We start from the raw sequence: 25,275 nt of genomic DNA, 5'->3' as shown, positions 1-25,275 counted from the left end.
CCGGCGCCGGGGGTCAGTCCTCGTCGTCGTCCTCGCGCGGCTTGACGTAGGGGTCCGGCTCGCCGGCATAGCTCGCCGAGGCGGCGATCCCCGCCACGGCGGCGTCGCGCTCGCGCGCCTCGCGAAGGAGATCCTCGATGTGCCCCGCGTTCTCCGGGATCGCGTCCGGGATGAACTCCAGGGTCGGGGTGAGTCGCACGTTGAGGTGCTTGCCGACCTCGGAGCGCAGCATCCCGGTGGCCGACTTGAGCGCCTCCGCGGAGGCGTTGCGCTCCTCCTCCGACCCGAGCACGGTGTAGAAGACCGAGGCGTGCTGCAGGTCGCCCGTGACGCGGACGTCGGTGATCGTCACGAAGCCCAGTCGCGGGTCGCGAAGACCCCGCTCGAGGCGCTCCGCGAGGATGACGCGGATGCGGTCGCCGAGGCGGGCTTGACGTTCGCTTGCCATGAGTGTTCCTTTTCCCCGGACGTTGGACGAGGAGCGGAGCGACGAGACGAAACGCGTCGCGTTCGCACGGCGCGTTCCGTCTCGCTTCGCTCGCTCAACGACCGGAACTGTTGTCAGCCTCGCGGCTTCTCGACCAGTTCGGTGGTCTCGATCTCGTCGCCGACCTGGATGTCGTTGTACTTGCCGAGCCCGATACCGGCTTCGAAGTCCGTGCGGACCTCGGTGACGTCGTCCTTGAAGCGACGCAGCGACTCGATGGCCAGGCCATCGGCGATGACGACGCCGTCGCGGATGACGCGCGCCTTCGCGTTGCGCGTGATCGTGCCGGAGCGGACGATGACACCGGCGATGTTGCCGAACTTCGACGAGCGGAACACCTCGCGGATCTCGGCGACGCCGGACTGGACCTCTTCGTACTCGGGCTTGAGCAGACCCTTGAGCGACTGCTCGACATCGTCGATCGCGTTGTAGATGACCGAGTAGAACCGGACGTCCACGCCCTCGCGGGCGGCCCGCTCGCGCGCCTTCGTGTCGGGACGGACGTTGAACCCGATGACGATCGCGTTGTCGATCGTGGCGAGGTTGATGTCGGACTCGGTGATCGCGCCGACGCCGCGGTGGATGATCCGCAGCTGCACCGACTCGTCGACCTCGATCTTGAGCAGCGACTCCTCGAGCGCCTCGACGGCACCCGACACGTCGCCCTTGATGATGAGGTTGAGCGACTCGACCTTGCCCTCTTCGAGAGCGCGCGTGAAGTCCTCGAGCGAGATGCGCTTGCGGGCCTTGGCCAGCTGGGCGTTGCGCTCGGCGGCCTCGCGCTTCTCGGCGATCTGGCGCGCGGTGCGGTCCTCCTCCGTCACGATGAACGTGTCACCGGCGCGCGGGACCGAGTTGAGCCCCTGCACCTGGACGGGACGCGACGGGTAGGCCTCTTCGACCGCGTCGCCGTTCTCGTCGATCATGGCGCGGACGCGACCGTACGCGGTGCCCGCGACGATCGCGTCACCGACACGCAGCGTCCCCGACTGGATGAGCACCGTCGCGACGGAACCGCGGCCCTTGTCGAGCTTCGCCTCGATCGCGACACCGCGGGCGTCCTTGTTCGGGTTCGCGGTGAGATCCAGGCCCGCGTCGGCCGTCAGCAGGACGGCGTCGAGGAGCTCCTGGATGCCGGTCCCCTGGCGCGCCGAGACGTCCACGAACAGCACGTCGCCGCCGTACTCCTCGGCGACCAGCCCGTACTCGGTGAGCTGCTGACGCACCTTGGCGGGGTTGGCGTCCGGCTTGTCGACCTTGTTGACCGCGACCACGATCGGCACGTTCGCCGCCTGGGCGTGGTTGAGCGCCTCGACCGTCTGCGGCATGATGCCGTCGTCGGCCGCGACCACGAGGATCGCGATGTCGGTCACCTGCGCACCACGGGCACGCATGGCGGTGAACGCCTCGTGACCCGGGGTGTCGATGAAGGTGATCGCGCGCTCGATGCCGTCGTGCTCGGTCCAGACCTGGTACGCACCGATGTGCTGCGTGATGCCGCCCGCCTCGCCCGCGACCACATTGGTCTGGCGGATGGCGTCGAGGAGGCGCGTCTTACCGTGGTCGACGTGACCCATGACGGTGACGACCGGGGGCCGGATCTCGAGGTCCTCCTCGTTCTCCGCCTCGAGCTCGGCCTCGAGGTCGAGACCGAAGCCCTCGAGGAGCTCCTTGTCCTCGTCCTCGGGCGAGACCATCTGGATCTTGTAGCCGAGCTCGGCGCCGAGCACCTCGAAGGTGGCCTCATCCAGCGACTCGGTCGCCGTGGCCATCTCTCCGAGGTTGAACAGGATCGTGACGAGCGTTCCGGGCTGGACGGTGTAGCCGTTCAGGGCCTCGAGCTTGTCGGCGAAGTCGGCGATCGACGCGCCGCGGCGCAGGCGGATGATCTCGCCGTTGCCCTTCTGGACGTTGACGCCGCCGACGACGGGCGCCGACCGCATCTCGAACTCCTGCCGCTTCGCGCGACGCGACTTGCGCTGCTTCGACTTGCCGCCGCCCTTGCCGAAGGCACCCGCGGTGCCACCGCCCGGACCACGGCCGCGACCGCCGCCCCCACCGGGCCGACCGGCGAAGCCGCCGCCGGGGGCGCCGCCGGGAGCACCGGGACGCTGGAAGCCGCCGCCGGCACCGCCGGGACGACCGGGGCCGCCGGGACGCTGCTGGAACGGCGCGCCGGGACGTCCGCCGCCACCGGGACGACCCGCGCCGCCCGGACGCGGGGCCCCGGGACGCGGGGCCCCGGGACGCGGCGCCTGCGGGCGCGGGATGTTGCCGGGCGTCGGCCGCTGGCCCATGCCCTGGCTCGACGCGAACGGGTTGTTGCCGGGGCGCGGACCGCCGGGGCGCTGACCCATCCCCTGGCTGGACGCGAACGGGTTGTTGCCCGGACGCGGGGCGCCGCCGGGACGCGGCGGCTGCGGCGTGGCGGCGGGGCCGGGCTTGGGGCCACCGGGCTTGGCTGCGGGAGCAGCGGGCGCGGGCGCGGCGGGGGCCGCCTTGGCCGCCGGTGCGACCGGCTCAGCCGGCTTGGGGGCGGGAGCGGGGGTGGGCGCCGCGGACGCGGGCGCCGGCGCCGGCGCCGCGGAGGACGGCGCCGCCGCGGGGCGCGCGGGGGCCGAGGGAGCGGATGCCGCGGGCGCGGCGGGAGCCGGGGGGCGCACCGGGCCGGGACGGCCGGCGGGACGCGCGGAAGAAGCCGGCGACTGCGCGGGGGCAGCGGCGGGCTTGGCAGCCCCCTCCGCCTCGAGGGCAGCGCGGAGCTTGCGAGCCACGGGGGGCTCGATGGTGGACGAGGGGCTCTTGACGAACTCCCCGAGTTCCTTCAGCTTGGCCAGAGCGACCTTGCTGTCGACGCCGAGTTCGGAAGCGATCTCGTGCACGCGTGGTTTGGCAGCCACAAATTCTCCTGTCTGGGGCCTGCCCAGACAGGGCAGACCATTAGTCGCGGACGGGTCTCATTTCGAGCCGTTCACTTTGTTTCCATAGCCGTTCAGCCGTTTCTCGATGGTCTGCGTGTCAAGCGGGCCTGACACACGGAGTGCCCGTACGAAAGCGCGGCGCCGGAGTGCGGCATCCATGCATTCGCGGGTCTCGTGCACCCACGCGCCCCTCCCCGGCAGGATCGCGCGCTCGTCGACGACGAGAACGGAATCGATGGCGACCACCCTGAGAAGGGCGGAGCGGGAAGCACGCGTGCGGCATCCGACGCACGTTCGTACAGGAATCATTCTACACCCGGGGAATCCTCCCCCGGACCTCCCTCCCGCACCGGTGAAGCCCGAGCCGGCACACGCCGGCCGGCCCGCGTCAGGCGTCCTCGAGGATCGAGTCCGGCTGGATGTCGATCTTCGCGCCGGTGAGCTTCGCGGCGAGGCGGGCGTTCTGACCTTCCTTGCCGATCGCGAGCGAGAGCTGATAGTCGGGCACGAGCGCGCGGACCGCCTTGCTGTTCGCATCGAGGACGAAGCTCGACGACACCTTCGCGGGCGACAGGGCGTTCGCGACGAACTTCGCCAGCTCCGGGTCGTAATCCACGATGTCGATCTTCTCGCCGCCCAGCTCCTCCGTGACCGCCCGCACGCGCCGGCCGAGCTCGCCGATGCACGCGCCCTTCGCGTTGATCGTCGGGTCGTTCGCCTTCACCGCGATCTTCGTGCGGTGCCCGGCCTCGCGGGCGAGGGAGACGATCTCTACGAGTCCTGCGGCGATCTCCGGCACCTCGAGCGCGAACAGCTTGCGCACGAGACCGGGGTGCGTGCGCGACACGGTGATCGAGGGACCCTTCGTCCCCTTCGCGACCGAGGTGACATACACCCGCAGACGCGAGCCGTGCGGGTATTCCTCGCCCGGCACCTGCTCTTCAGGCGGGAGGATGGCCTCGACCGTGCCGAGGTCGACGTGCACCATGCGGGGGTTCGGGCCCTGCTGCACGACACCGGCGACGATGTCGCCCTCCTTGCCGCGGAACTCGCCGAGAACCGCATCGTCGGCGATGTCGCGCAGGCGCTGGCTGATCACCTGCTTCGCGGCGAAGGCGGCGATGCGGCCGAAGTCCTCGGGGGTCGACTCCTCCTCGCCGACGACCGCGCCCTCGTCGTCGAGCAGCGGGATGAAGACCGCGACGTGACCGGTCTTGCGGTCGAGCTGAGCGCGGGCGCCGGGCGGCAGTTCGCCCGTGGGAGAGGTGTGCTTGGCGTAGGCGGTCAGAATCGCCTGCTCGATGATGCCCACGAGTTCGTCGAAGGGGATCTCCTTCTCCCGCTCGACGGTCCGCAGCAGTCCGAGATCGATGTCCACAGTGATCTCTCCTCTTCCCTATTCAGCTCTCACCGAGGGCGTCACTCCCCTCGACATCCCCATAACGTTACCGGATGCCTCATTCCACCGGCTGGGAGCGGGCTGGCGGTCGACGCGACCCGGTCGGGCACGCGCGTCAAGACTCCGCACACGCGCGATCCCTTTCCTAGGCTGGTCAGGTGGGCACGCCAAGCGACGTCAAGGCCGGCGCGAAGGACGCCGCGCGCAAGGTCGAGAAGAGCTCCGCGCTGCGATGGCTCGCCCGGGCCGGATACGTGGCGAACGGCGTCGTGCACGCGCTCGTCGGGGTCCTCGTCCTCATCCTCGCCTTCGGCGGCGACGGCGAGACCGATCAGGCGGGCGCATTCAAGGCGATCGCCGCCGCGCCGCTCGGCTTCGCGGCGCTGTGGGCGCTCGCGGTGGCGCTGTGCGCCCTCGGCGCCTGGCACGCTGCGGAGGGCCTGCTCACCCGCGACCTCCGCGGCGACGTCCGCGGCGCGGCGGGGAAATGGGGCCGGCGGCTGGCGGAGTGGGGCCAGGCGGTCGTCTTCGTCGCGCTCGGTCTGTTCTCAGCGGCCGTCGCCGTGGGCGTCCGGCCGAGCGGGGAGAGGGCTGCCGAGAACGTCAGCGGCGGCATCCTCTCGATCCCCGGGGGCCCGTTCGTGCTGGGACTGATCGGTCTGGCGATCGGGGGCGGGGGCGTCGCGTTCGTCGTCATGGGGGTTCTGCGCAGCTTCGAGAAGAAGGTCGAGCTTCCGGACGGCGCCTTCGGAGCGTTCGTGAAAGCCCTCGGCGTCGTGGGCTTCCTCGCGAAGGGGCTCGCCCTCGTCGCCGTCGGGATCATCCTCGTGATCGCGGCCGTGCGCGTGGACCCGCAGGCCGCCGGCGGCCTCGACGGCGCGATGCAGGCCCTCCTGCGTCTGCCGATCGGGCCCTGGCTCGCGGGCCTCGTCGGCGTGGGCTTCCTCGCATACGCGGTGTTCTGCGCCTTCCGCGCCCGCTACGCGCGCATCTGAGCGGACCGGATCACCGGCCGCGTCACCCGCGGCGGTCACCGACCGCCGCCGCCCGCGGCGGTCACCGGCCGCCGCTGCCCGCGGCGGTCACCGGCCGCAATCGTCGACCGGATCGTCGGAGCCGGAGAAGCGGGCGTCGGTCCAGCGCACCAGCGAAGGCAGGAATCGCGACGAGGGAAGCAGCACGCCGAGATGGTCGTAGCCCTGCATCACGACCCAGCGGAGCTTCGTCCCCTGCGCGCACGCCGTCTCCACGAAGGCCTCCTGGAGGCTGGGCGGGATCACCTCGTCGTCCGTCCCCCACGTCAGGAGCACGGGCGACGCCCACGGCCCGTTCGCGGCGTTCTGATCCAGGCGGCGGCCGAAGGCTCCCGAGGTGAGATCGGCGGTGTAGAGCGGAGTCGTCTCCGACACGCCCAGGGCCGCGACGACCGAGACGATCGCCCCGGGTTCGGACGGGCACCGCTGCGTGAGCTCCCGCACGATGAGCCGCGCGCCCGGCGCCACGTAGTCGTCCAGCTCGATCTCGGGGTAGGTGTCGGCGTAAGGGACGAGCACCCACGCGATGAGGACCGAGAGCAGCGCGTTCGTGTTCCCCCGCGTGAGCTCGTCGGCCAGCGCCGCCGTGTCGGTCACGGGTGAGAGCACGGCGGTGCCGCGCACGCGGAGATCGGGCGCGTAGTCCGCGACGATCGGCTCGGCCCACAGGGCGGCGTGCCCTCCCTGCGAATGACCCCACACGACGATCTCGCGCGAGAGCCAGAGGCCGTCGATCGAACCCGCCGCCAGGACCGCGTCGAGCGACGACCTCGCCTCCCCCTCTCCGATGAGGTACGGGAACACGCCCGGCGCGCCCTGACCGGCATAGTCCGAAGCGACGACCACCCAGTTCCGGGCGAGAGCCTCCTCGAGCGCCGGAATGGCCCACCGCGTCGCGGCGTCGTCGCGGAGGCTCGGGGCGCAGCCGCGAGCGACGCCGGTGGTCCCGTGGTTCCACGAGACCACGCGACGAGGGCCGGTACTCGACGCCGTCGGCACGATGACGAGCGCGCTTGCGACCGCGGGGCGGCCGATCGCGTCCCGCGTCGTGTAGAGGATCCGCTTCACCTCCCCGCCGGAGGGCGCTCGGCCGGGATAGTCGTCGACCCTGATCAGCTCGCCGTGCCCGCGCGGCACCTCGGCCGGCGGCTCGTAGAAGGCGTCGACCACGGGCGCGCCGCGCTCCAGCCAGTCGTCGACCCACCAGCCCGCGACGGTCGCCGTGATGAGCAGCACCGCCAGCGCGTAGCGTCCCGCTGCCGTCCACGCCCGGGCGGCCCGCGACGGCGCAGCGGCCTGCGCGCCTTCCCCGCGTGCGGGCCGGCGGAGAAGGGTGCGCAGACCCCGGACCACGAGCGACGCGCCGAAGACCAGCATCCTCAGGCCGAAGACGACGGCGACGACGAGCACCGTGACGACCGGCCACGTGAGCGCGAGGATGCCGAAGCCGATCTGGGCGATCCCCCACGCGGCGGCGAGCACGCGCTCGCTGACCCTGCCGCCGAAGATCGCGTCGCCCATCGACGCCAGTCCGCCCACGACGAGCAGGATGGCGAGCGCGACCGGCAGCAGCTCGATGCTGCGGCCGAGCCACACGATCACGGCGAGGCCCAGGAGGATCCACAGCACCGATACGACGCGGGTCCACCACGAGGGCGACGGATGCCGCGTCCCGAGCTCGATGACACCCGAGACGATCGCGCTGATGCCGACGTAGAGGCCGAGCAGCAGCAGCGAGGTGAGCGGACGAGCGACGATCAGGATCGCGAGCGTGATGATGAAGACGCCGACGACCAGAAGGAGCTGGGGCGGGGCGCCGGCCAGCACGCGCGGAAGCACGCTCCAGCGCAGCCACCTCCGGCCCGCGCTCGCCGACTCGCTCACGGGGTCATGGTAAGCACCCCGGCCGGCTGCTTCCGCGCCACGGATGCCGTCGCAGCCCGAAGGGACCTGTCAAGCCCTGTCGCGGCATCCCCCGATCAGGAAGCCTCGATGCATGAGCGAAGTCACGGGAACGGAAGCCGCCGGCCGCATCAAGGAGCTCGTGGAGGACATCGACTTCACGATGCTCACGACGGTCGACGCGGGGGGCAACCTCGTCGGACGGCCGATGAGCACACGCCAGATGGACGACGACGGCGACATCTGGTTCTTCACATCCGATCATTCGAAGAAGGTCGACGAAGTCCAGGCGGACCACGACGTCTCCCTGTCGTACGTCGACGCCAAGGGGATGCGGTTCGTCTCGGTCGCCGGCACGGCACGCGTCGTGTACGACGAGGCCAAGATGAAGGAGCTCTACACCCCGTCGCTGGACATCTGGTTCGAGGACGGCCTCGACACCCCCGACATCGCGCTGCTGTGCGTGACGCCCGTGACCGCGGAGTTCTGGGAGCCGGCGCAGGGGAAGATCGTCATGGCCGCGAAGATGGTGAAGTCCCTCGTCACCCGCGACACCCCCGACGACACGATGGCCCACGGCCGCCTCACGGGCGGAACCGCGATCTGACGGCAGGGTCGGTCAGCCCGCCTCTCACGGTGCGGGGCGTTCGGTCGGACGCCCCGCACCGTCACGTTCAGCCTCGGAAGACCTGCACGACCGAGGGGCGCGGGGCATCGGACGTGTCACCCGGCGCGCTCGAGCCGTAGTCGGGGAAGCGCGACGTCGGCTGCTCAAAGGATCCGCGCTCGCCCGGATGCTGGACGGCCACGAAGACCTTGCCCTCCCAGTCGTGGATCACCGGGCCGCACGTCTCGGCGTCGCGCGGAACCGAGAGGAACTGCTGCACGAACCCCCGGTCGGACCCTTCGAGCGGGATCTTGAACAGGCCGTCGTTGTAGCCGATGGTGCTGGGCGCGCCGTCCGTCGCGACCCACAGGTTTCCGGCCGCGTCGAAGGCGAGATTGTCGGGACAGGAGATCGGCGAGACCTTGTCAGCGGGGAACCCGGCGAAGTAGGTGCTCTGGAACACCTTCGGGTCGCCGCACAGAAGGAGGATGCTCCACCCGAAGGTCGTGCCCGCGTGGCCCGAGGTCTCGGTGATCTCGATGACGTGGCCGTAGCGGTTGCCGGTCACGGCGAGCGTCCCGGGATCCCGGCTGATCGGGTTCGCCTCGTCGACGGGGTACGCGGTGCCGCGCGTGGAGTTGTTCGTGAGCGCGGCGTAGACCTTGCCCGTCCAGGGATTGGGCTGCACGTCCTCGGGACGGTCCATCTTCGTCGGGCCGACCGCATCCGCCGCGAGGCGGGTGTAGACGAGGACCTGCGCGGTGGTGAAGCCCGGAACGACGCTCTTGCCGTTCTTCGTCAGCGGGATCCAGATCCCGCTGCCGTCGAAGGCCCCGTCGGCGGGGAGCTCGCCCGTGCCGTCGATCTCGGGTGCCGGGGAGTCGCCGGAGAACTTCGCGACGTAGAGGTCTCCTTCGGAGAGGAGCGTCAGGTTCTTCTTCCGTGACTTCGAGATCTTGTGCTTGGAGACGAACTTGTACAGGTAGTCGTTGCGCTCGTCGTCGCCCATGTACGCCACGACCCGCCCGTCCTTCGCGAGGTGGACGTTGGCGCCCTCGTGCTTGAAGCGCCCCATCGCCGTGTGCTTCTTCGGCGTCGACGTCGGGTCGTACGGATCGATCTCGACGATGTAGCCGAAGCGGTTCGGCTCGTTCACGAAGGCCGGGTCGTGCGCGTTGAACCTGGGGTCGTAGGTCTCCCACCCCGTCGAGGTCGAGTTCGTGGACGTCGCGCTGTACCGGCGCTGCGCCGGCGTGTCGGCCGCCCAGGCGAAGTACCCGTCGAAGTTCTCCTCGCCGGACAGGATGGTGCCCCACGGCGTCGTTCCGCCCGCGCAGTTCCCGAGCGTGCCACGGACCCAGCGGCCTTCCGGGTCGTCGGCCGTCCTGACCAGATCGGTCCCCGCCGCGGGGCCGGTCAGCTCGAAGACCGTCTCGACCGTGATCCGCCGGTTCCGCCTTCCATCGACGACGTACTCCCACGGGTCGCCGTACCTGCCCCGTTCAAGCTCCACGACCGACAGACCCTGCGCCATCTTCGCGATGTCGCCGCGGCGCCGGATTTCGGCAGCGTCCGGCGCGGGCGACGTCGGGAACATGATGTTGAGGTTCACGTACTCATGGTTGTTGACCAGCACGCCGGTCGTGAGCGACTTGTCGGGGATGATGTCGAGGTAGTCGCTGTTGTAGCCGAACTGCAATGCCTGTGCCTCGGCGCTCTGCGCGCCGATGTCGAAGACCGGACTCTCGGTGAAGAGCGGGTCGCCCCACCGGATGATCGGAGCCCAGCGATAGCCGCTCGGTACGACGAACTGGTCGACGTTGGCCGGCACGGGCGCGATCGCCTGGTACGGCAGCTTGGACAGTCCCTTGGGGGGCAGGTCCGGCAGACCGGGCCCGAACGCGTCCAGGTCGAGCGCGGCCGCACCCGGCGCCCCTGACGCGTTCCCGGCGAACGTGAGCGCGAGCGCGCCCGCAGCCCCGAGACCCAGCACGGCTCGTCGCGACAGCGCCCGCGCAGCCACCTGCTGGAAGGTCTCGTTCGACGAGGTGTTGCACTCCGGCTTCGTGCACGCGTTCGCGCACTTGAACTGACAGGTCACAGCGGAGCGCTTGCCGCGCGCGTGGTCGGCCATGGGAAGCGATCGGCGGGAGTCGTCGACGACGGTCATGGAGCATCCTCACTCTTTGGGGCGGACGCATCAAGCCTGTCCGAGCGGACGAGAAGCGCGGCGTGCCGGCAGATGAACGGACGGTGACGGGATGGGGACGCGCCGTCGTACGGGGGACGGCGGCGCGAGTGCGCAGCTGCGCGGCCCACACGTCACCCGCACTGCGTGAGCCGCGCTGTGACGAGGCCGTGCGCGTGACCACAATGGGGCGTCGGCCGCTCCCGGCGGCCGCGAGCCCGAGGAGCGGAGATGGCCAGATCACGCGCGCGTTCGGAGCGGTCCGAACTGAAGAACATCTCGTACGAGATCTTCATCGGAGCCCTGTCGGTGCTCTCGATCGCCAACCTGGTGCTGATGGCCGTCATGCACGGCAGCGAGGCCCTGCAGCTCATCCTCTGGGTCATGAACGCGCTCTTCAGCGTGATCTTCCTCGGGGACTTCATCTACCGGATGGCGACGGCACCGTCGGCGAGCCACTACTTCTTCCGCGGCTTCGGATGGGCGGACCTGCTGGCGAGCCTGTGGTTCCCGCAGCTGAAGGTGCTGCGCGTCTTCCGGCTCTGGCGCGTCGTCCGGCTGATGCGCGGCGTCGGCCCGCGCAACCTGTGGAACACGGTCATCCATGACCGCGCCAACAGCGCGCTCATGACGCTGCTGCTGATGGGCATCCTCGTGCTGGAGTTCGGCAGCATCGCGATCCTCTTCATCGAGGAGGATGCCGACGGCGCGAACATCACGTCGGCCTCGGACGCGCTCTGGTACACGCTCGTGACGATCTCGACCGTCGGCTACGGCGACCAGTACCCCGTGACCAATGCAGGGCGTCTCATCGGCACGCTCATCATCGTCGTCGGCGTCGGCATCTTCGGTACGTTCACGGGATACCTGGCGAACGTCTTCCTCGGCCCGAGCCGCGGGGCGGAGGCGGAGGAACACGACGAAGGGGAGAAGGATGCTGCGGCCGCGGCTGCCACGGCGGCTCCGGCCCTCCCACCCGTGACCGCCGAGCACACGGCGACGGGCCTCGCGGCGGGCTCCGTGTCGGGCGCGGTCACGGCGGGCGCGGCATCGGCCGCGGGCGGGACGGCGGGCTCGGTCGATGCCGGACGCGCCGTCGACGCGGCGCCGTCGTTCGCACTCGCCTCGACGGCTCAGCTCCTGCTCCTCCTCGAGGAGTCCGAGCGGATCAACGCCGAGCTGCGCGCCCTCATCGGCTCGGCATCGCCACGCGCCGCGACGTCCGAGGACTGACGCCACGGGGCGCGAGCCCGTCGCTCCTCCCCCGCTCGGCACGAGCGGAGGAGAACGGACCAGGGGAGGGCCGGGAGACAGCATCCGTCCTCCGCGCGTCGGTTCTCCTCCCCCGAGCGGTGGCCGCGCGGCGGGGGCTGCGCTCAGCCGGCGGTCAGGCGGGCGACGGCGTCCGCGGCGGCGACGACCCCGCGGTCTCCCGTGCGCCGGTCCCACAGCTCGACCTGACCCTCGGCCGCGCCTCGTCCGACGATCAGGATCCGCGGCACCCCGACGAGCTCCGCGTCGGCGAACTTCACGCCGGGCGACACCTTCGCCCGGTCGTCGTAGAGGACGTCCAGGCCGGATGCCTCGAGCTGCGCCGAGACCGACTCGGCGAGGTCGAACGCCACGGCGTCCTTCCCGGTCGCCACGACATGCACGTCGAACGGCGCGACCGGCGCCGGCCAGATCAGGCCCCTGTCGTCGTTGTTGAGCTCGGCGATGATCGCGAGGATCCGGGTCACGCCAATGCCGTACGACCCCATCGTGACGGTGACGAGCTTGCCGTTCTCATCCAGCACCTGCAGGCCCAGCGTCTCGGCGAAGAAGCGGCCGAGCTGGAAGACGTGCCCGATCTCCATGCCGCGCGCGAGGTGCACGGGACCGGAGCCGTCCGGCGCCGGGTCGCCCTCGCGGACCGTGGCGACCTCGACGAATCCGTCTCCGGTGAAGTCGCGGCCAGCGACGAGCGAGTGGACGTGCTTCTGGTCGATGTTCGCGCCGGTCACCCACGCGGTGCCGTCGACGACCCGCGGGTCGAGCAGGAACCGGATGCCCGTCGCCGACTCCTCGCCGAGGATCGGACCCGTCTCGGACCACGGGCCGATGTAGCCCTTGACGAGGAGCGGGTTGTCCTCGAAGTCCTGCTCCGTGGCCGGCTCGACGGCCGCCGGCGCGAAGGCGACCTCGACCCGCTTGTCGTCGACGTCGCGGTCGCCCGGGACGCCGACGATCACGAGCTCGCGCGTGCCGTCGAGGTGCGTGAGGGCCAGCACGACGTTCTTGAGCGTGTGCGCTGCCGACCACTGCGTGAGGCCTTCGGTCGCGGGGCCCGCGATCCCGGGCGCGGGCGGATCGAGGTGCGCGTTCGCGTGATCGACGAGCGTCTGGATCGTCGGCGTGTTCGGCGAGTCGAAGATGACCGGCGCGGGAAGCCCGTCGAGCGGGATCGCCTCCGGGGGGGTCGTGACGTAGGCCTCGACGTTCGCCGCGTACCCTCCGTCCGAGCGCACGAAGGTGTCCTCGCCGACCGGCGTCGGATGCAGGAACTCCTCGCTGCGCGCGCCGCCCATGAGGCCGTTGTCGGCGGCGACGATGACGTACTCGAGGCCGAGGCGCTGGAAGATGCGCTCGTAGGCGTCGCGCTGCGACTGGTACGAGGCATCCTGACCCTCGTCGGTGTAGTCGAACGAGTACGCGTCCTTCATCGTGAACTCGCGCCCGCGCAGGAGCCCCGCGCGGGGGCGCGCCTCGTCGCGGTACTTGTCCTGGATCTGGTAGATCGTCAGCGGCAGGTCCTTGTACGACGAGCACAGGTCCTTCACGAGCAGCGTGAACATCTCCTCATGCGTGGGCGCGAGCAGATAGTCGGCGTTCTTACGGTCCTGGAGGCGGAAGATGCCGTCGCCGTACGACGTCCAGCGGCCGGACGCCTCGTAAGGCTCGCGCGGCAGGAGCGCCGGGAAGTGCACCTCGAAGGCGCCCGCCCGGGTCATCTCGTCGCGGATGACGGCCTCGATCTTCGCCTTGACGCGGAGCCCCAGCGGGAGCCACGTGAAGATGCCGGGCGCGGCACGGCGGATGTAGCCGGCGCGCACGAGCAGCCTGTGGCTGGTGACCTCGGCGTCGGCGGGGTCTTCACGGAGCGTGCGGAGGAAGAACTTCGACAGACGGGTGACCACGAGCGACAAGTCTAGGTGGGGGCGCGGTGCAGCCGCCGACGAGCGGAGCGAGTCCTCGCGGGGGACTCCCCGCGATCTGATGAGCGGGGGCGCGGCGCAGCCGCCGACGAGCGGAGCGAGTCCTCGCGGGGGACTCCCCGCGATCTGATGAGCGCGGGCGCGGCAAGCTGGGCACGGCGCGTCGCGGCCCGGCTTCGAGATCAGGTCGCGTGGCGGACGCGCGCGAGGTCGCGGGTGACCGCCCGGAGCTGGGCCGGAGTGGCGCTGGGGTCGAGCACGACCTCCTCTGCCCGCGACAGCAGCTCCGAGAGCGGCAACTCGCCCGACTTCAGCGGCACGAGGGCGTCCTCCGCCACCGCACCGCCGGCCCACTGCAGCCAGGCGACCAGCAGAGCGGCCGTGGCGCGCCCGCGCACGTCGCGGCCCTTCGGCGACAGCACCGCGTGGGCGGACGCCGGAGTGGATGCGTCCGTATGCTCGGGGAACACGGACGATCGCGACGCCACGGTGTCCAGGTAACCCTGCGCTGTCGCGGCATCCACTCTCGGCTTGCCGCGGCCCGCATAGACGTGCTTCCACCAGCCGCGGCCCGGCACCGCCGGGGCCGCGCTCTCGGGCATGTCGGTCGCCTTCGGCTTCGGGGCGCGGACCTCCGGTGCCCGCTCGATCGCCGTCCCCGCCGCACCCGCGACGACACCGGCGGAACCCGCGGACGGCGAGGCGGACGCGATCCCGGCGCCCGTCGTCAGAGCGGCCGCGACAAGCGCTGCGGTGAGGGCGACGGTCGTGCGCGTGCGTCGACGGGACATCGGTGTCTCCTGGCCCGTCCCCACGTGCGGCGCGACACCGAGCCGCCGACAGCGCCCTCGGGCGGAAGCGCTGTGCAGGGATGCTACTCCTGCGGCCCGCGATCCCGCCAGGATTGCGGGCTCAGGCGGTGACGACCTGTGCGGTGCCGAGCGGGGCGTCCGGGCCCATCTCCGCGGCGATCCGGTTCGCCTCCTCGATGAGCGTCGCGACGATCTCGGCCTCGGGGACGGTCTTGATGACCTGGCCCTTGACGAAGATCTGCCCCTTGCCGTTGCCGGACGCGACGCCGAGGTCGGCCTCGCGTGCCTCGCCCGGGCCGTTGACGACGCACCCCATGACGGCCACCCGCAGCGGCACGGTCATGTCCTTGAGCCCCTCGGTGACGTTGTCGGCCAGTGAATACACGTCGACCTGGGCGCGGCCGCAGGACGGGCACGAGACGATCTCGAGCTTGCGCTCGCGCAGGTTGAGCGACTGCAGGATCTGGTGGCCGACCTTGACCTCTTCGGCCGGGGGCGCGGACAGCGACACGCGGATCGTGTCGCCGATGCCCTCTGCGAGCAGGATGCCGAAGGCGGTCGCCGACTTGATCGTGCCCTGGAAGGCGGGGCCTGCCTCGGTGACGCCGAGGTGGAGCGGCCAGTCGCCGCGCTCGGCGAGCAGGCGGTACGCCTTCACCATGACGATGGGGTCGTTGTGCTTCACCGAGATCTTGAAGTCGTGGAAGTCGTGCTCCTCGAACAGGGAGGCCTCCCACACCGCGCTCTCGACGAGCGCCTCGGGCGTGGCCTTGCCGTACTTCTCCAGCAGCCGCGGATCGAGGGATCCCGCGTTGACGCCGATGCGCAGCGACACGCCGGCATCCTTCGCCGCCTTCGCGATCGCGCCCACCTGGTCGTCGAATTTGCGGATGTTGCCGGGGTTCACCCGCACCGCGCCGCACCCGGCGTCGATCGCCTGGAAGACGTACTTCGGCTGGAAGTGGATGTCGGCGATCACCGGGATCTGACTCTTCTTCGCGATGATGTGGAGCACATCGGCGTCGTCCTGAGACGGCACGGCCACGCGCACGATCTCGCACCCTGACGCGGTCAGCTCGGCGATCTGCTGGAGCGTCGCGTTGATGTTCGTCGTGGGCGTCGTGGTCATCGACTGGACGCTGACCGGGGCGTCGCCGCCGACCAGCACCTTGCCGACCCGGATCTGGCGGCTCTTGCGTCGGGGGGCGAGGACTTCGGGGACTTTCGGCATCCCGATGTTGACAGCAGGCACGGCTGACAGCCTACGCCGCGCACATGGCGCGAGGCTGGGAGCGGATGCCGCGACGCGGCGCCCGCGCGGCGCTGGTATCTTGCCCGGCATGAGCCTGAGCCATCGTCTGGGACGGATGACGGGGCGGTGGCGGTGCTGGTCCTCAGCGTCGTCGCGGCGGCCGCCGGCGTCTCGATCGGCACCTCGCTCCTGCTCGTGGCCGCCTCGCCGTTCGTCATCGTCGTCGGCTACGAGACGGTCGGCTTCCGGCATCAGGCGGCCGTCCTCGAGCGCAACGGCGTCTGAGGAACCGGATGCCTCGGCAGCGGCCGGACGAGGCGGCGCCTGCCCTCTGCTATCGTGACGGCATGTCCGCGAACCTCACCTTCTGGTGGCCCGCCCCCTGACGGCGGTGTGTTCGCGTTCCCAGACCACAGACCGCCCCGAGGGCGGTCTTTCTTGTGTGAGCGACCGCCCGTCCCGATGAAAGGCCGGCGATGACAGCTAGCCCCTCCCTCTTGACCGCCGCGCTCGCCGCGGCGGACTCGTTCGCGCTCATCGCACGCGACGGATCGACCGTCGAGCTGCTGACCGGAGACGTCGTCGACGTGGAGCGGCTTGCCGACATCCCGCTCTCGAGCCCCGACGGCGACCCCCGGGAGGTCCTCGCGCTCGTGCCGTTCCGCCAGGTCGTCGAGCGCGGCTTCGAATGCCACGACGACGGAGCGCCCCTGCGCTGCCTGATCGTCGGGGCGCACGAGTCGTACGCGCGCGACGAGGCCCTCGGTGCGCTTCCCGCCGCCCCCGTGCCCCTTCAGGACGCGGGCTTCGACATCGCCGACGAGGAGTACGCCGACATCGTGCGTCGCGTCATCGCCGACGAGATCGGACGCGGCGAGGGCGCGAACTTCGTCATCCGCCGCGACTTCACCGCGACGGTCGATGCGGAGGCGCGCACGGCCGCGCTCACGTGGTTCCGGGCCCTGCTCGAGTACGAGCGCGGCGCCTACTGGACGTTCGCCATCGTGACCCCCGGCCACATCGCCGTCGGGGCGAGCCCCGAGGCGCACGTCAGCGCGAGGGACGGCGTGGTCACCATGAATCCCATCTCCGGCACCTTCCGTCACCCCGAGGGCGGGGCGACGGCGGAGACGCTGAGCGAGTTCCTCGAGTCGACGAAGGAGACCGAGGAGCTCTTCATGGTCGTCGACGAGGAGCTGAAGATGATGAGCGCGGTCTGCTCGGACGGTGGCCGCATCACCGGTCCGCACCTCAAGGAGATGTCGCGCCTCACCCACACCGAGTACGTCCTGCGCGGCCGGAGCCGCCTCGACCCGCGCGACATCCTCCGCGAGACGATGTTCGCGCCCACGGTGACGGGATCGCCGATGCAGAACGCGTGCACCGTGATCACCCGGCACGAGCGCACCCCGCGCGGCTACTACTCCGGCGTCGCGGCACTGTTCACGCCGCGCCGCCCGTCCACCGCGGGAACGCCTGCGGGAACCGGTGAGCCGACGCACGACCTCGACGCGCCGATCCTCATCCGCACCGCGTACCTCGTCGAGGGCCGCCTGCGCGTGCCGGTGGGAGCGACCCTCGTGCGCCACTCCGACCCGTACGGCGAGGTGGGCGAGACGCACGGCAAGGCCGCGGGCGTGCTCGGCGCGATCGGCGCGATCGCACGCGACACCCCGGCGCCCGTCGCCGTCGACGAGATCGACGAAGACGCTCCGGCTGCCGAGCCCGTCCGCCTCGCCGACGACCCGGAGATCTCCGCGCTGCTGCAGTCCCGCAACGCGCGGCTGGCCGCATTCTGGCTGAATCCGCAGGATGCAGCGGATGAGGGCCCGTTCGCGGGGCGGTCCGCCGTCGTGGTCGACGTCGAAGACCGCTTCACGACGATGCTCGCCCACCAGCTGCGCCACCTCGGCCTCGAGGTGCGGATCGTGCCGTGGAGCGCCGTGACCGACGATGAGGTGGACGACGCCGAGCTCGTCGTGTGCGGCCCGGGACCGGGTGATCCGCGCGACACGTCGAGCCCCCGCATCCGTCGCATGCGCGATGTGGTCGCGCGGCGCCGCGCATCGGGCCGGCCCCTTCTGACCGTGTGCCTCAGCCACCAGATCCTGGCGGACTCGCTCGGCTTCGACCTCGTGCCGCTCGCCCGCCCGCATCAGGGGCTGCAGAAGACGGTGGACGTCTTCGGCGAGCCCGCCTCGATCGGCTTCTACAACACCTTCACGGCGCGCCTCGCGCCCGGCGCCGACCCGGTCGCCGGGGTCGAGGTGTCGGCGGACCCCGAGACCGGCGACGTCTACGCCCTGCGGGGGCCGGGCTTCGCGTCGGTGCAGGGCCACCTCGAGTCGATCCTCTCCCGCGACGGCATGACGACGCTGGAGCGGCTGGTCGCCCACGCGCTCACGCCCGTCGGGGCCTGACCCGGCTCGGCGGGTCAGCCGGCCAGCCGGGCGGAGAGGAGCCGGCGCTCGGCCTGATTCGCGGTGAGCTCCAGCGCGCGGAGGTCCGCCGCGGTGGCCTCCGCATCCCGGCCGAGTGCGCGCAGCAGGTGGGCACGGACGGCGTGCCACAGGTGGTAGCCGGCGAGGGCGGGCTCCAGCGCGTCGACCTCGACGAGCGCCGCCGCGGGTCCCTCGATCTCGGCCAGGGCGACAGCGCGGTTCAGCCGCACGAGCGGTGACCGGTCGTAGCGCAGCAGCATGTCGTAGAGCGTCAGGACCTGCAGCCAGTCGGTGTCGGCGGAGGTCGCGGCATCCGCGTGACACCCGGCGATCGCGGCGTGCAGCTGCCAGCGTCCCGGACGCCGGAGCATCGCGGCGCGCTCGAGGGCCGTCCGGGCCTGCGTCAGGAGTGACGGATCCCACCTCGCCCGATCCTGGTCGCCGAGGAGCACGAGCTCGCCGTCCACCGCCCGCGCTCCCTCCCGGGCCCGGTGGAAGAGCAGGAGCGCGCGCAGTCCGTGCGCCTCCGCCTCGCGCGGAAGCGCCGCGGCGACCACGCCCGCGAGCCAGAGCGCGTCGTCCGCCACGTCGCGGTCGGCCGACGCGTCTCGCCCCGCGACGAGATGCGCCTCGGCGTACATGACCGAGACGATCGTCAGCACGATGTCGAGCCGCTCCGCCCGCTCGGGCCCCTCCGGGATCCGGATCGGGATGCCGGCGGCCCCGATCTTGCGCTTGGCCCGGACGATCCGCTGCCCGACCGTGGTCTCGGCGGTCAGCGTCGCGCGTGCGATCTGCGCGGTTGTGAGCCCGCAGACCGCCCGCAGCGTGAGCGCGAGCTGAGCCTCGGACGAGAGCGCGGGGTGACAGCATCCGAACAGCAGCGGCAGGCGCTCGTCGACCTCTCCGTCGCCGGAAGCGACGGGGCGCTCGGCGAGCACCGCGAGCTTCTCGCGGTAGCGCTTCTCGCGGCGCATGCGGTCCAGTGCGTTGTGCCGGGCGGCCTGCGTGAGCCATGCGCCGGGACGGGGAGGGATGCCGCGTCCCCGCCACTCCCGCAGCGCCTCCTCGACGGCCTCGGCCACGGACTCCTCGGCGAGATCGAGGCTCCCGAGCGAGGCCGTCAGCGCCGCCACGATGCGGCCGGACTCCTCGCGCACGACGCGCGCGAGGGCTGCGTCCGAAGACGCGGGTGCCGCGTCCCCGCGGGCGGGATCGCCGGGGTACGCGGGCGGGCCCCCACGCCCGGAGGCTCCGCGCGACGCGCCGGCGTCGGGCGGAGGGGGCGCAGGGGCCCGGTCGGTCACTGCTCGAACTGGCTGTAGTCGGTCACCATCGGCCGGATCTCGACCGACGTCCCGGGCAGCTCGAGCATGGGCCAGGTGCGGGCGATCGCGATCGCCTCGTCGAGGTCGTCGACGTCGAGCACGCTGAATCCGCCGATGACCTCCTTCGCCTCCGAGAACGGCCCGTCGGCGACGACCGGGCCCTCCGTGCCATGCGCGACGGTCGTCGCGGTGCTCGCCGGCTGAAGCTCGGCACCGCCGTCGGCGATCTTGGCGGCGTTCTGGCCGAACCATTCGTAGACCCGGGCGTACACCTCCTGCGCCCGCTCCGGGGGCACGGCGGCGTCGAGCTCGGGCGTCGAAGTGAACATGATGACGTACTTCACGGTCGTGGTCCTTTCGTCAGGGGAACCGTTTCACCTCATCAGCGAACGGACAAGCCCGATTTCGACACGCGACCGGAACAGATCTCACCCGGCGGTCATCGGATGATCGACAGCGGGTTGAAGATGTCGGCGAGGATCAGGATGCCGCCCATCACGATGAGGGCTATCACCACGACGAACGTCACCGGAACGAGCTTGGTCGCGTCGACCGGCTGCGGCGGCGGAAGCCGGAAGATCCGGGCCCACAGACGCTTCAGGCCGTCCCAGAGCGCGACCACGATGTGCCCGCCGTCGAGCGGGAGCAGCGGGATGAGGTTGAAGACGAAGAGGGCGATGTTGAGAGAGGCGAGGAGGCCCAGCATCGCCGACACACGATTGAGGATGGGCGCATCGACGGCCGCCACCTCACCGGCGAGGATCCCCGCGCCGACGACGCTGAGAGGACCGTTCGGGTCGCGCTCCTCCCCGGTGACGAGCGAGACGCCGGCGTCGATGATCTTGACGGGGAGCTGCCAGATGATGCCGGCCACGGCGCCCACGTTCTCGACCGCCGCCTGGGCCCCCGCCCAGACGGGCTGTCGAACGTACTCGACGGTGGGGCTGATGCCGACGAATCCGATCGTCTCAGGCTCGGCGTCCGGGTCGTCGCCGGACGGCGTGATCGCCGCGGGCGTCACGGTGAGGGTCTCCTCCGCGCCGTCTCGCTCGACCACCAGGGCGACGGGCACCCCGGGCGACTGACGGATGATCGCCGAGGCATCGGCGAACGTCTCGACCGGCGTGCCGTCGACGGAGACGATCACGTCGCCCGGCTCGATCCCGGCTGCCTGCGACGGCGCCGGCGGATCCTCCGACGTGCACTCCGAGGCCAGCGTCGCCGGCACGCACTCCGACAGCCCCGCGACGGTGGTCGTCGCGGTCTGGATGCCGATGCCGCTGAAGACGATCGTGAAGAGGACGATCGCGAGCAGGAGATTCATCACCGGGCCGCCGAGCATCACGACGACGCGCTTCCACACGGGCAGCCTGTAGAAGACGCGGTCATCGTCGCGGCCGTGCAGCGTCTCGTCGTTCGCCGTACGGGCGTCCTGCACCATGGTGGCGAAGAAGCCGCCTCCTGCGCGTCCGGCCTTGCCTGCCCGCTCGCGCGGCGAGGGCGGGTACATCCCCGCCATCGAGATGTAGCCGCCGAGCGGGATGGCCTTGAAGCCGTACTCCGTCTCGCCGCGGCGGCGAGACCACAGCGTCGGGCCGAAGCCGATCATGTACTGCCCCACGCGCACGCCGAATCTCTTCGCCGGCAGCAGATGGCCGAGCTCGTGCAGGGCGATCGACACGGCGAGGCCGACGACGAGCACGACGACCCCGATGAGGAACGCGATGGCGGTCACAGGCCAACGGTACTCGCGCGCGCCTTTGAGTTGGCCGAGGAAGCCGATGGGTCCGACCCGGTGCTCGATGAGAGGATTGAATCGCCATGCCGACTGACATCCCCTCGAATCTGCCGCCCGTGCTCCGACCCGAGAACCCGCCCGCCCGCTCGCTGGAGCAGCTCGCCGAGCGCTTCGGACGAGAGGTCCGCGGCCACGCCGCGGGCGTGGAGCTCACGGGCGTTACCCTCGCCACAGCGGATCTGCGCCCCGGAGAGGCGTTCGTCGCGATCCGCGGCGTCAACCGTCACGGGGCGGAGTTCGCGCCGGTCGCCGCCCGGAAGGGCGCTGTCGCGATCGTGACGGATGCCGAGGGGGCCGACCTCGCCGCCGGAGCCGGACTGCCGATCGTGGTCGTCGACGACCCTCGCGCGCTCCTCGGCGATCTGTCGGCGTGGGTGTACGCAACCGGTCCCGGCGACGACATACCGATCCTCTTCGGCACCACGGGCACGAACGGCAAGACCAGCGTCTCCCACCTCCTGGACGGCATCCTGGAGCAGCTCGGCGTCGTGACGGGACTGTCCTCGACCGCCGAGCGGCACATCGCCGGCGAGGTCATCGTGTCGCGGCTCACCACGCCCGAGGCATCCGAATTCCACGCGCTCCTCGCCCTCATGCGCGAGCGCGGCGTGGAGGCCGTCGCCGTCGAGGTGAGCGCGCAGGCGCTGAGCCGCCACCGCGTCGACGGGATCGTCTTCGACGTCGCGGGCTTCACGAACCTCAGCCACGACCACCTCGACGACTACGCCGACATGCGGGAGTACTTCGAGGCGAAGCTCCCGCTCTTCCGCCCCGACCGCGCCCGCCGAGCCGTGATCTCGCTCGACTCGACGCCGGGCTTCGAGGTGGTCGAGCGGTGCGAGGTGCCCCACGTCACCGTCGGAACGCCCGCGATCGCCGCGGATCCGGATGCCGCGGCCGCCGCCGACTGGACCGTGGAGATCGTCGCCGAGCGGCAGGCGGGCACCGAGTTCGTGCTCCGCGGAAAGGACGGCCGCTCGCTCACGACGGTCGTCCCCGTCATCGGCCGGCACATGGCCGCGAACGCCGGGCTGGCGATCGTCATGATCCTCGAAGGCGGCTACGCGTGGGACGATCTCGTCGCCACGCTCGACGGCGGCGCGATCGAGGCCTATCTCCCCGGCCGGACGCAGCGGGTGTCGGGCGACCGGGGACCGGCCGTGTACGTGGACTTCGGGCACTCCCCCGACGCGTTCGAGAAGACGCTCGCCGCCGTCCGGCACGTGACCCCGGGCAAGGTCGTCATGCTCTTCGGCGCCGACGGCGACCGCGACGCGACCAAGCGGCACGACATGGGCCGCACGGCCGTCGAGGGCAGCGACATCCTCATCGTCACCGACCACCATCCGCGATTCGAAGACCCGGACTCGATCAGGGCGACCCTCATCGAGGGCGCCCGCCGGGCACGGCCGGATGCGGAGATCCTCGAGTTCTCGCCGCCGGAGCGCGCGATCATCGAGGCCGTGAGGCTCGTCGGCGACGGCGACGCGATCCTCTGGGCGGGGCCCGGCCATCAGGACTACCGCGACATCCGCGGAGAGCGCACCCCTTACTCCGCCCGGGAGCTCGCACGCCGGGCGCTGCGGGCACAGGGGTGGCCGGTGCCGGACGCGCACTGGCCCGTGCCTTACCCCGCCGACTCCACGCCGCTCTCGGATCCGAGCCGCCCGATCGACTGAGCGATACCGGTCAGCCGCGCGCCGCGATCGCGCGGTCCGCGGCCAGGCGCGCCCACGCCTCGGCGGCGGCCAGCGACTCGCGCGTCAGCTCGTCGGGCGCCTCGTGCGCGTCCACGATCCGCTCGACGGTCTCGACGATCCCCAGGAAGGGAAGCGCTCCCTCGTGGAACGCGTCGACGGCCTGCTCGTTGGCGGCGTTGAAGACCGCGGGGTACGTGCCGCCCGCACGGCCGACCTGCTTGGCCAGGCGCACGGCCGGGAACGCCTCGGCGTCGAGGGGCTCGAAGGTCCATGACGTCGGGGCGCTCCAGTCGATCGGCCGCCCGACTCCGGAGATGCGATTCGGCCAGTCCAGCCCGAGCGAGATCGGCAGCCGCATGTCGGGCGGCGACGCCTGAGCGATCGTCGAGCCGTCCGTGAACTCGACCATCGAGTGGACGATCGACTGCGGATGGACGACGACATCGATGCGGTCGTAGGGCACGTCGAACAGAAGGTGCGCCTCTATCACCTCGAGACCCTTGTTGACGAGCGTCGCCGAGTTCGTCGTGACGACGCGACCCATGTCCCACGTCGGATGGGCCAGCGCCTCGGCCGGCGTCACCTCGGCGAGCGACTCCCTTCCGCGGCCGCGGAAGGGTCCTCCCGAGGCGGTCAGCACGAGTCGCCGGACCTCCTCGGGTGCGCCGGAGCGCAGCGCCTGGGCGATCGCGGAGTGCTCCGAGTCGACGGGGACGATCTGGCCCGGTGCGGCGAGCGCCGTGACGAGGTCGCCGCCGACGATGAGCGACTCCTTGTTCGCCAGCGCGAGGGTCCGGCCGCTCTCCAGCGCCGCGAGCGTCGGACCGAGGCCCACCGACCCCGTGATGCCGTTGAGCACGACGTCGGCTTCGACATCCCGGATCAGCCGCTCGGCGTCGTCCGCGCCGAGCGCCGTGTCGTCGACGTCGAACTCCTCCGCCTGGGCGTCCAGGAGCGCACGATTGGATCCCGCCGACAGTCCGACGACCTCGAACCGGCGAGGATTCGCGCGGATCACGTCGAGGGCCTGAGTGCCGATCGACCCTGTCGAGCCGAGGATGATGACGCGCCGCACCCCGTCAGCCTAGACGGCGCGCCCGAGCGACACGCGAAGAGCCCGCCTCCTCTGCGGGGGCGGGCTCTTCGCGGCGGTGCGCTACTGGGCGGGCGTCTTGGCCGCCGCGAGGATGTCGACGACGAAGACGAGGGTCTGACCCTTGAGGTCGGCGTCGTTGATCTCACCCTCGCCGTAAGCCACGGACGGGGGCAGCACGGCGATCACCTGCGAGCCGACCGTCTCTCCGGTGACAGCGTCGGAGAAGCCCTGGACGACGCCGTTCCCGACGGTGAAGGTGAAGGGCTGCTTGCCCCAGGACTCGTCGAAGACCTCGCCGGTGTTCCACGAGACGCCGTGGTACTGCACGAGGACCGAGTCGCCGGGCTCGACGACGGCGCCGTCGCCCTTCTTGAGCGTGGCCTTCTCGAACTCGGTGGGGATGTCGTCGCCGGGCAGGGTGACGGTGGGAGCGCCGTCGGCGTCGAGCTCGACGGTCGGGAGCCCTTCCGCGGGCGGCTGCGGCTCGCCCCACGCAGCGGTCGGGACCGTTCCCAGGACGTCGATGACGTAGACCTGCGCACCCGTGCCCTGCTCGGTCGACTCGGGGAAGGCGGCCACGTAGCGCGAGCCCGGCTTGGCGCAGCCGACGACCTGGCCCAGCACGCTGTCCGGCGAGATCTGCTGCGGCGGGAGGTCGTCGTTGTAGCCCTGGGCGCCCAGCTTCTCGCCGGTCGAGGCGTCGAAGGCCGAGAGCGCGAACTGGACGAGGTCGCCGGACTGGAGCGCGTCACCCGTGCCCTCATCGATCTGGGTCGCCTGGAGCTCGGAGACCTCCAGGGGCGAAGTGAAGGTCGCGGTCGCCTCCGTGCCGGCGGCGCCGTCGACGGTGACGGAGTCGGACGCCGAGCCCGGATCCACCTGCGCGCCGCACAGATCGGCGGCCGTGGTCGCCGACGGCGACGACTCCGACTCCGACTCCGACGGCGCGTTCGTGCAGCCGGCGAGAACGAGCGCCGACATCGCGGCGAGTGACAGGAGAGCGAGCGAACGAGTGCGCACAGAAGACCTCTGAGAAAGGGGAAGCGGAGACTCCATCCTTCCCTAACTTTCATCGGAACGCGCTGAGAGGCGGTCATGCCCGAGCGGGAATGGGAC

The 25,275-nt window shown here is 71.2% G+C and carries 20 protein-coding genes; 6 read left to right on the top strand and 14 right to left on the bottom strand.

Annotation, left to right across the window (positions count from 1 at the left end; translation table 11 throughout):
* Window positions 1-13: 13 nt before the first annotated feature.
* The 4 genes from rbfA to nusA all read right to left on the bottom strand — a co-directional run bounded on the left by rbfA (window position 14) and on the right by nusA (window position 4,786).
* Window positions 14-448, bottom strand: coding sequence for a 30S ribosome-binding factor RbfA (gene rbfA / locus EV279_RS14880; protein WP_133545353.1), 435 nt, complete (start codon window positions 446-448; stop codon window positions 14-16).
* 113 nt (window positions 449-561) lie between these two features.
* Window positions 562-3,387, bottom strand: a complete 2,826-nt coding sequence (gene infB / locus EV279_RS14875; protein ID WP_243728636.1) for a translation initiation factor IF-2 — start codon at window positions 3,385-3,387, stop codon at window positions 562-564.
* A gap of 57 nt (window positions 3,388-3,444) precedes the next feature.
* A complete protein-coding gene (locus tag EV279_RS14870) occupies window positions 3,445-3,717 on the bottom strand; it encodes a YlxR family protein (RefSeq protein WP_133545351.1) in 273 nt (90 codons plus the stop codon).
* 79 nt (window positions 3,718-3,796) lie between these two features.
* Window positions 3,797-4,786, bottom strand: coding sequence for a transcription termination factor NusA (nusA, locus tag EV279_RS14865; RefSeq protein ID WP_133545349.1), 990 nt, complete (start codon window positions 4,784-4,786; stop codon window positions 3,797-3,799).
* Window positions 4,787-4,965: 179 nt separating this feature from the next.
* Between nusA and EV279_RS14860 the strand changes: the two genes are divergently transcribed.
* Window positions 4,966-5,802: a DUF1206 domain-containing protein gene (locus tag EV279_RS14860; protein WP_133545347.1), complete on the top strand. Its 837-nt coding sequence runs from the start codon at window positions 4,966-4,968 to the stop codon at window positions 5,800-5,802.
* Between the two features lie 87 nt (window positions 5,803-5,889).
* Here the strand turns inward: EV279_RS14860 and EV279_RS14855 are convergent, their stop codons facing one another.
* Complete coding sequence (locus EV279_RS14855) at window positions 5,890-7,725, bottom strand: lipase family protein (RefSeq protein ID WP_133545345.1); 1,836 nt, start codon at window positions 7,723-7,725, stop codon at window positions 5,890-5,892.
* Window positions 7,726-7,837: 112 nt separating this feature from the next.
* On the opposite strand from EV279_RS14855, the gene EV279_RS14850 reads away from it, so the two are divergent.
* Window positions 7,838-8,350: a pyridoxamine 5'-phosphate oxidase family protein gene (locus EV279_RS14850; protein WP_133545342.1), complete on the top strand. Its 513-nt coding sequence runs from the start codon at window positions 7,838-7,840 to the stop codon at window positions 8,348-8,350.
* Window positions 8,351-8,417: 67 nt separating this feature from the next.
* Here the strand turns inward: EV279_RS14850 and EV279_RS14845 are convergent, their stop codons facing one another.
* Window positions 8,418-10,520: a PhoX family phosphatase gene (locus EV279_RS14845; RefSeq protein ID WP_133545340.1), complete on the bottom strand. Its 2,103-nt coding sequence runs from the start codon at window positions 10,518-10,520 to the stop codon at window positions 8,418-8,420.
* Window positions 10,521-10,769: 249 nt separating this feature from the next.
* Here EV279_RS14845 and EV279_RS14840 point away from each other — a divergent pair, with 249 nt between their 5' ends.
* Window positions 10,770-11,771: an ion transporter gene (locus EV279_RS14840; RefSeq protein ID WP_133545338.1), complete on the top strand. Its 1,002-nt coding sequence runs from the start codon at window positions 10,770-10,772 to the stop codon at window positions 11,769-11,771.
* Window positions 11,772-11,914: 143 nt separating this feature from the next.
* On the opposite strand, the gene EV279_RS14835 is transcribed toward EV279_RS14840, so the two are convergent.
* The 3 genes from EV279_RS14835 to ispG all read right to left on the bottom strand — a co-directional run bounded on the left by EV279_RS14835 (window position 11,915) and on the right by ispG (window position 15,796).
* Window positions 11,915-13,714, bottom strand: a complete 1,800-nt coding sequence (locus tag EV279_RS14835; protein WP_133545336.1) for a proline--tRNA ligase — start codon at window positions 13,712-13,714, stop codon at window positions 11,915-11,917.
* Between the two features lie 200 nt (window positions 13,715-13,914).
* On the bottom strand, window positions 13,915-14,523 hold the full coding sequence (locus tag EV279_RS14830) for a hypothetical protein (protein ID WP_133545333.1): 609 nt from the start codon (window positions 14,521-14,523) through the stop codon (window positions 13,915-13,917).
* Between the two features lie 121 nt (window positions 14,524-14,644).
* Window positions 14,645-15,796 (bottom strand): flavodoxin-dependent (E)-4-hydroxy-3-methylbut-2-enyl-diphosphate synthase, encoded by a 1,152-nt coding sequence (gene ispG, locus EV279_RS14825; RefSeq protein WP_208109576.1) that lies wholly within the window; start codon window positions 15,794-15,796, stop codon window positions 14,645-14,647.
* Between the two features lie 126 nt (window positions 15,797-15,922).
* Here ispG and EV279_RS16875 point away from each other — a divergent pair, with 126 nt between their 5' ends.
* Together EV279_RS16875 and EV279_RS14820 are read left to right on the top strand one after the other, a co-directional pair.
* Complete coding sequence (locus EV279_RS16875; protein WP_166644541.1) at window positions 15,923-16,081, top strand: hypothetical protein; 159 nt, start codon at window positions 15,923-15,925, stop codon at window positions 16,079-16,081.
* 191 nt (window positions 16,082-16,272) lie between these two features.
* The gene (locus tag EV279_RS14820; RefSeq protein ID WP_133545331.1) at window positions 16,273-18,216 is read left to right on the top strand and encodes a chorismate-binding protein; all 1,944 of its coding nucleotides are present in this window, start codon (window positions 16,273-16,275) and stop codon (window positions 18,214-18,216) included.
* Window positions 18,217-18,230: 14 nt separating this feature from the next.
* Here EV279_RS14820 and EV279_RS14815 read toward each other — a convergent pair whose 3' ends face one another.
* The 3 genes from EV279_RS14815 to EV279_RS14805 form a co-directional block, all read right to left on the bottom strand.
* Window positions 18,231-19,373 (bottom strand): DUF6596 domain-containing protein, encoded by a 1,143-nt coding sequence (locus EV279_RS14815; protein WP_243728635.1) that lies wholly within the window; start codon window positions 19,371-19,373, stop codon window positions 18,231-18,233.
* 167 nt (window positions 19,374-19,540) lie between these two features.
* Complete coding sequence (locus EV279_RS14810) at window positions 19,541-19,909, bottom strand: YciI family protein (protein ID WP_133545327.1); 369 nt, start codon at window positions 19,907-19,909, stop codon at window positions 19,541-19,543.
* 95 nt (window positions 19,910-20,004) lie between these two features.
* A complete protein-coding gene (locus EV279_RS14805; protein ID WP_133545325.1) occupies window positions 20,005-21,300 on the bottom strand; it encodes a M50 family metallopeptidase in 1,296 nt (431 codons plus the stop codon).
* An 86-nt stretch (window positions 21,301-21,386) separates the two neighbouring features.
* Between EV279_RS14805 and EV279_RS14800 the strand changes: the two genes are divergently transcribed.
* The gene (locus tag EV279_RS14800) at window positions 21,387-23,042 is read left to right on the top strand and encodes a UDP-N-acetylmuramoyl-L-alanyl-D-glutamate--2,6-diaminopimelate ligase (protein ID WP_208109575.1); all 1,656 of its coding nucleotides are present in this window, start codon (window positions 21,387-21,389) and stop codon (window positions 23,040-23,042) included.
* 10 nt (window positions 23,043-23,052) lie between these two features.
* Here EV279_RS14800 and dxr read toward each other — a convergent pair whose 3' ends face one another.
* Both dxr and EV279_RS14790 read right to left on the bottom strand, forming a co-directional pair.
* Window positions 23,053-24,138, bottom strand: coding sequence for a 1-deoxy-D-xylulose-5-phosphate reductoisomerase (gene dxr, locus EV279_RS14795; RefSeq protein ID WP_133545323.1), 1,086 nt, complete (start codon window positions 24,136-24,138; stop codon window positions 23,053-23,055).
* 81 nt (window positions 24,139-24,219) lie between these two features.
* A complete protein-coding gene (locus EV279_RS14790) occupies window positions 24,220-25,179 on the bottom strand; it encodes an FKBP-type peptidyl-prolyl cis-trans isomerase (RefSeq protein WP_133545321.1) in 960 nt (319 codons plus the stop codon).
* Window positions 25,180-25,275 lie beyond the last annotated feature (96 nt).

This window comes from Microbacterium sp. BK668, assembly GCF_004362195.1.
In the GTDB taxonomy this organism is placed as follows: domain Bacteria; phylum Actinomycetota; class Actinomycetes; order Actinomycetales; family Microbacteriaceae; genus Microbacterium.
This window is presented reverse-complemented; position numbering and strand designations above follow the sequence as displayed.

What these genes read in the sequence shown, in the direction of transcription:
- rbfA (WP_133545353.1), bottom strand. Translation starts at nt 448, where the DNA reads ATGGCAAGCGAACGTCAAGCCCGCCTCGGCGACCGCATCCGCGTCATC.
- EV279_RS14870 (WP_133545351.1), bottom strand. Translation starts at nt 3,717, where the DNA reads ATGATTCCTGTACGAACGTGCGTCGGATGCCGCACGCGTGCTTCCCGC.
- EV279_RS14850 (WP_133545342.1), top strand. Translation starts at nt 7,838, where the DNA reads ATGAGCGAAGTCACGGGAACGGAAGCCGCCGGCCGCATCAAGGAGCTC.
- EV279_RS14845 (WP_133545340.1), bottom strand. Translation starts at nt 10,520, where the DNA reads ATGACCGTCGTCGACGACTCCCGCCGATCGCTTCCCATGGCCGACCAC.
- EV279_RS14840 (WP_133545338.1), top strand. Translation starts at nt 10,770, where the DNA reads ATGGCCAGATCACGCGCGCGTTCGGAGCGGTCCGAACTGAAGAACATC.
- EV279_RS14830 (WP_133545333.1), bottom strand. Translation starts at nt 14,523, where the DNA reads ATGTCCCGTCGACGCACGCGCACGACCGTCGCCCTCACCGCAGCGCTT.
- EV279_RS14820 (WP_133545331.1), top strand. Translation starts at nt 16,273, where the DNA reads ATGACAGCTAGCCCCTCCCTCTTGACCGCCGCGCTCGCCGCGGCGGAC.
- EV279_RS14800 (WP_208109575.1), top strand. Translation starts at nt 21,387, where the DNA reads ATGCCGACTGACATCCCCTCGAATCTGCCGCCCGTGCTCCGACCCGAG.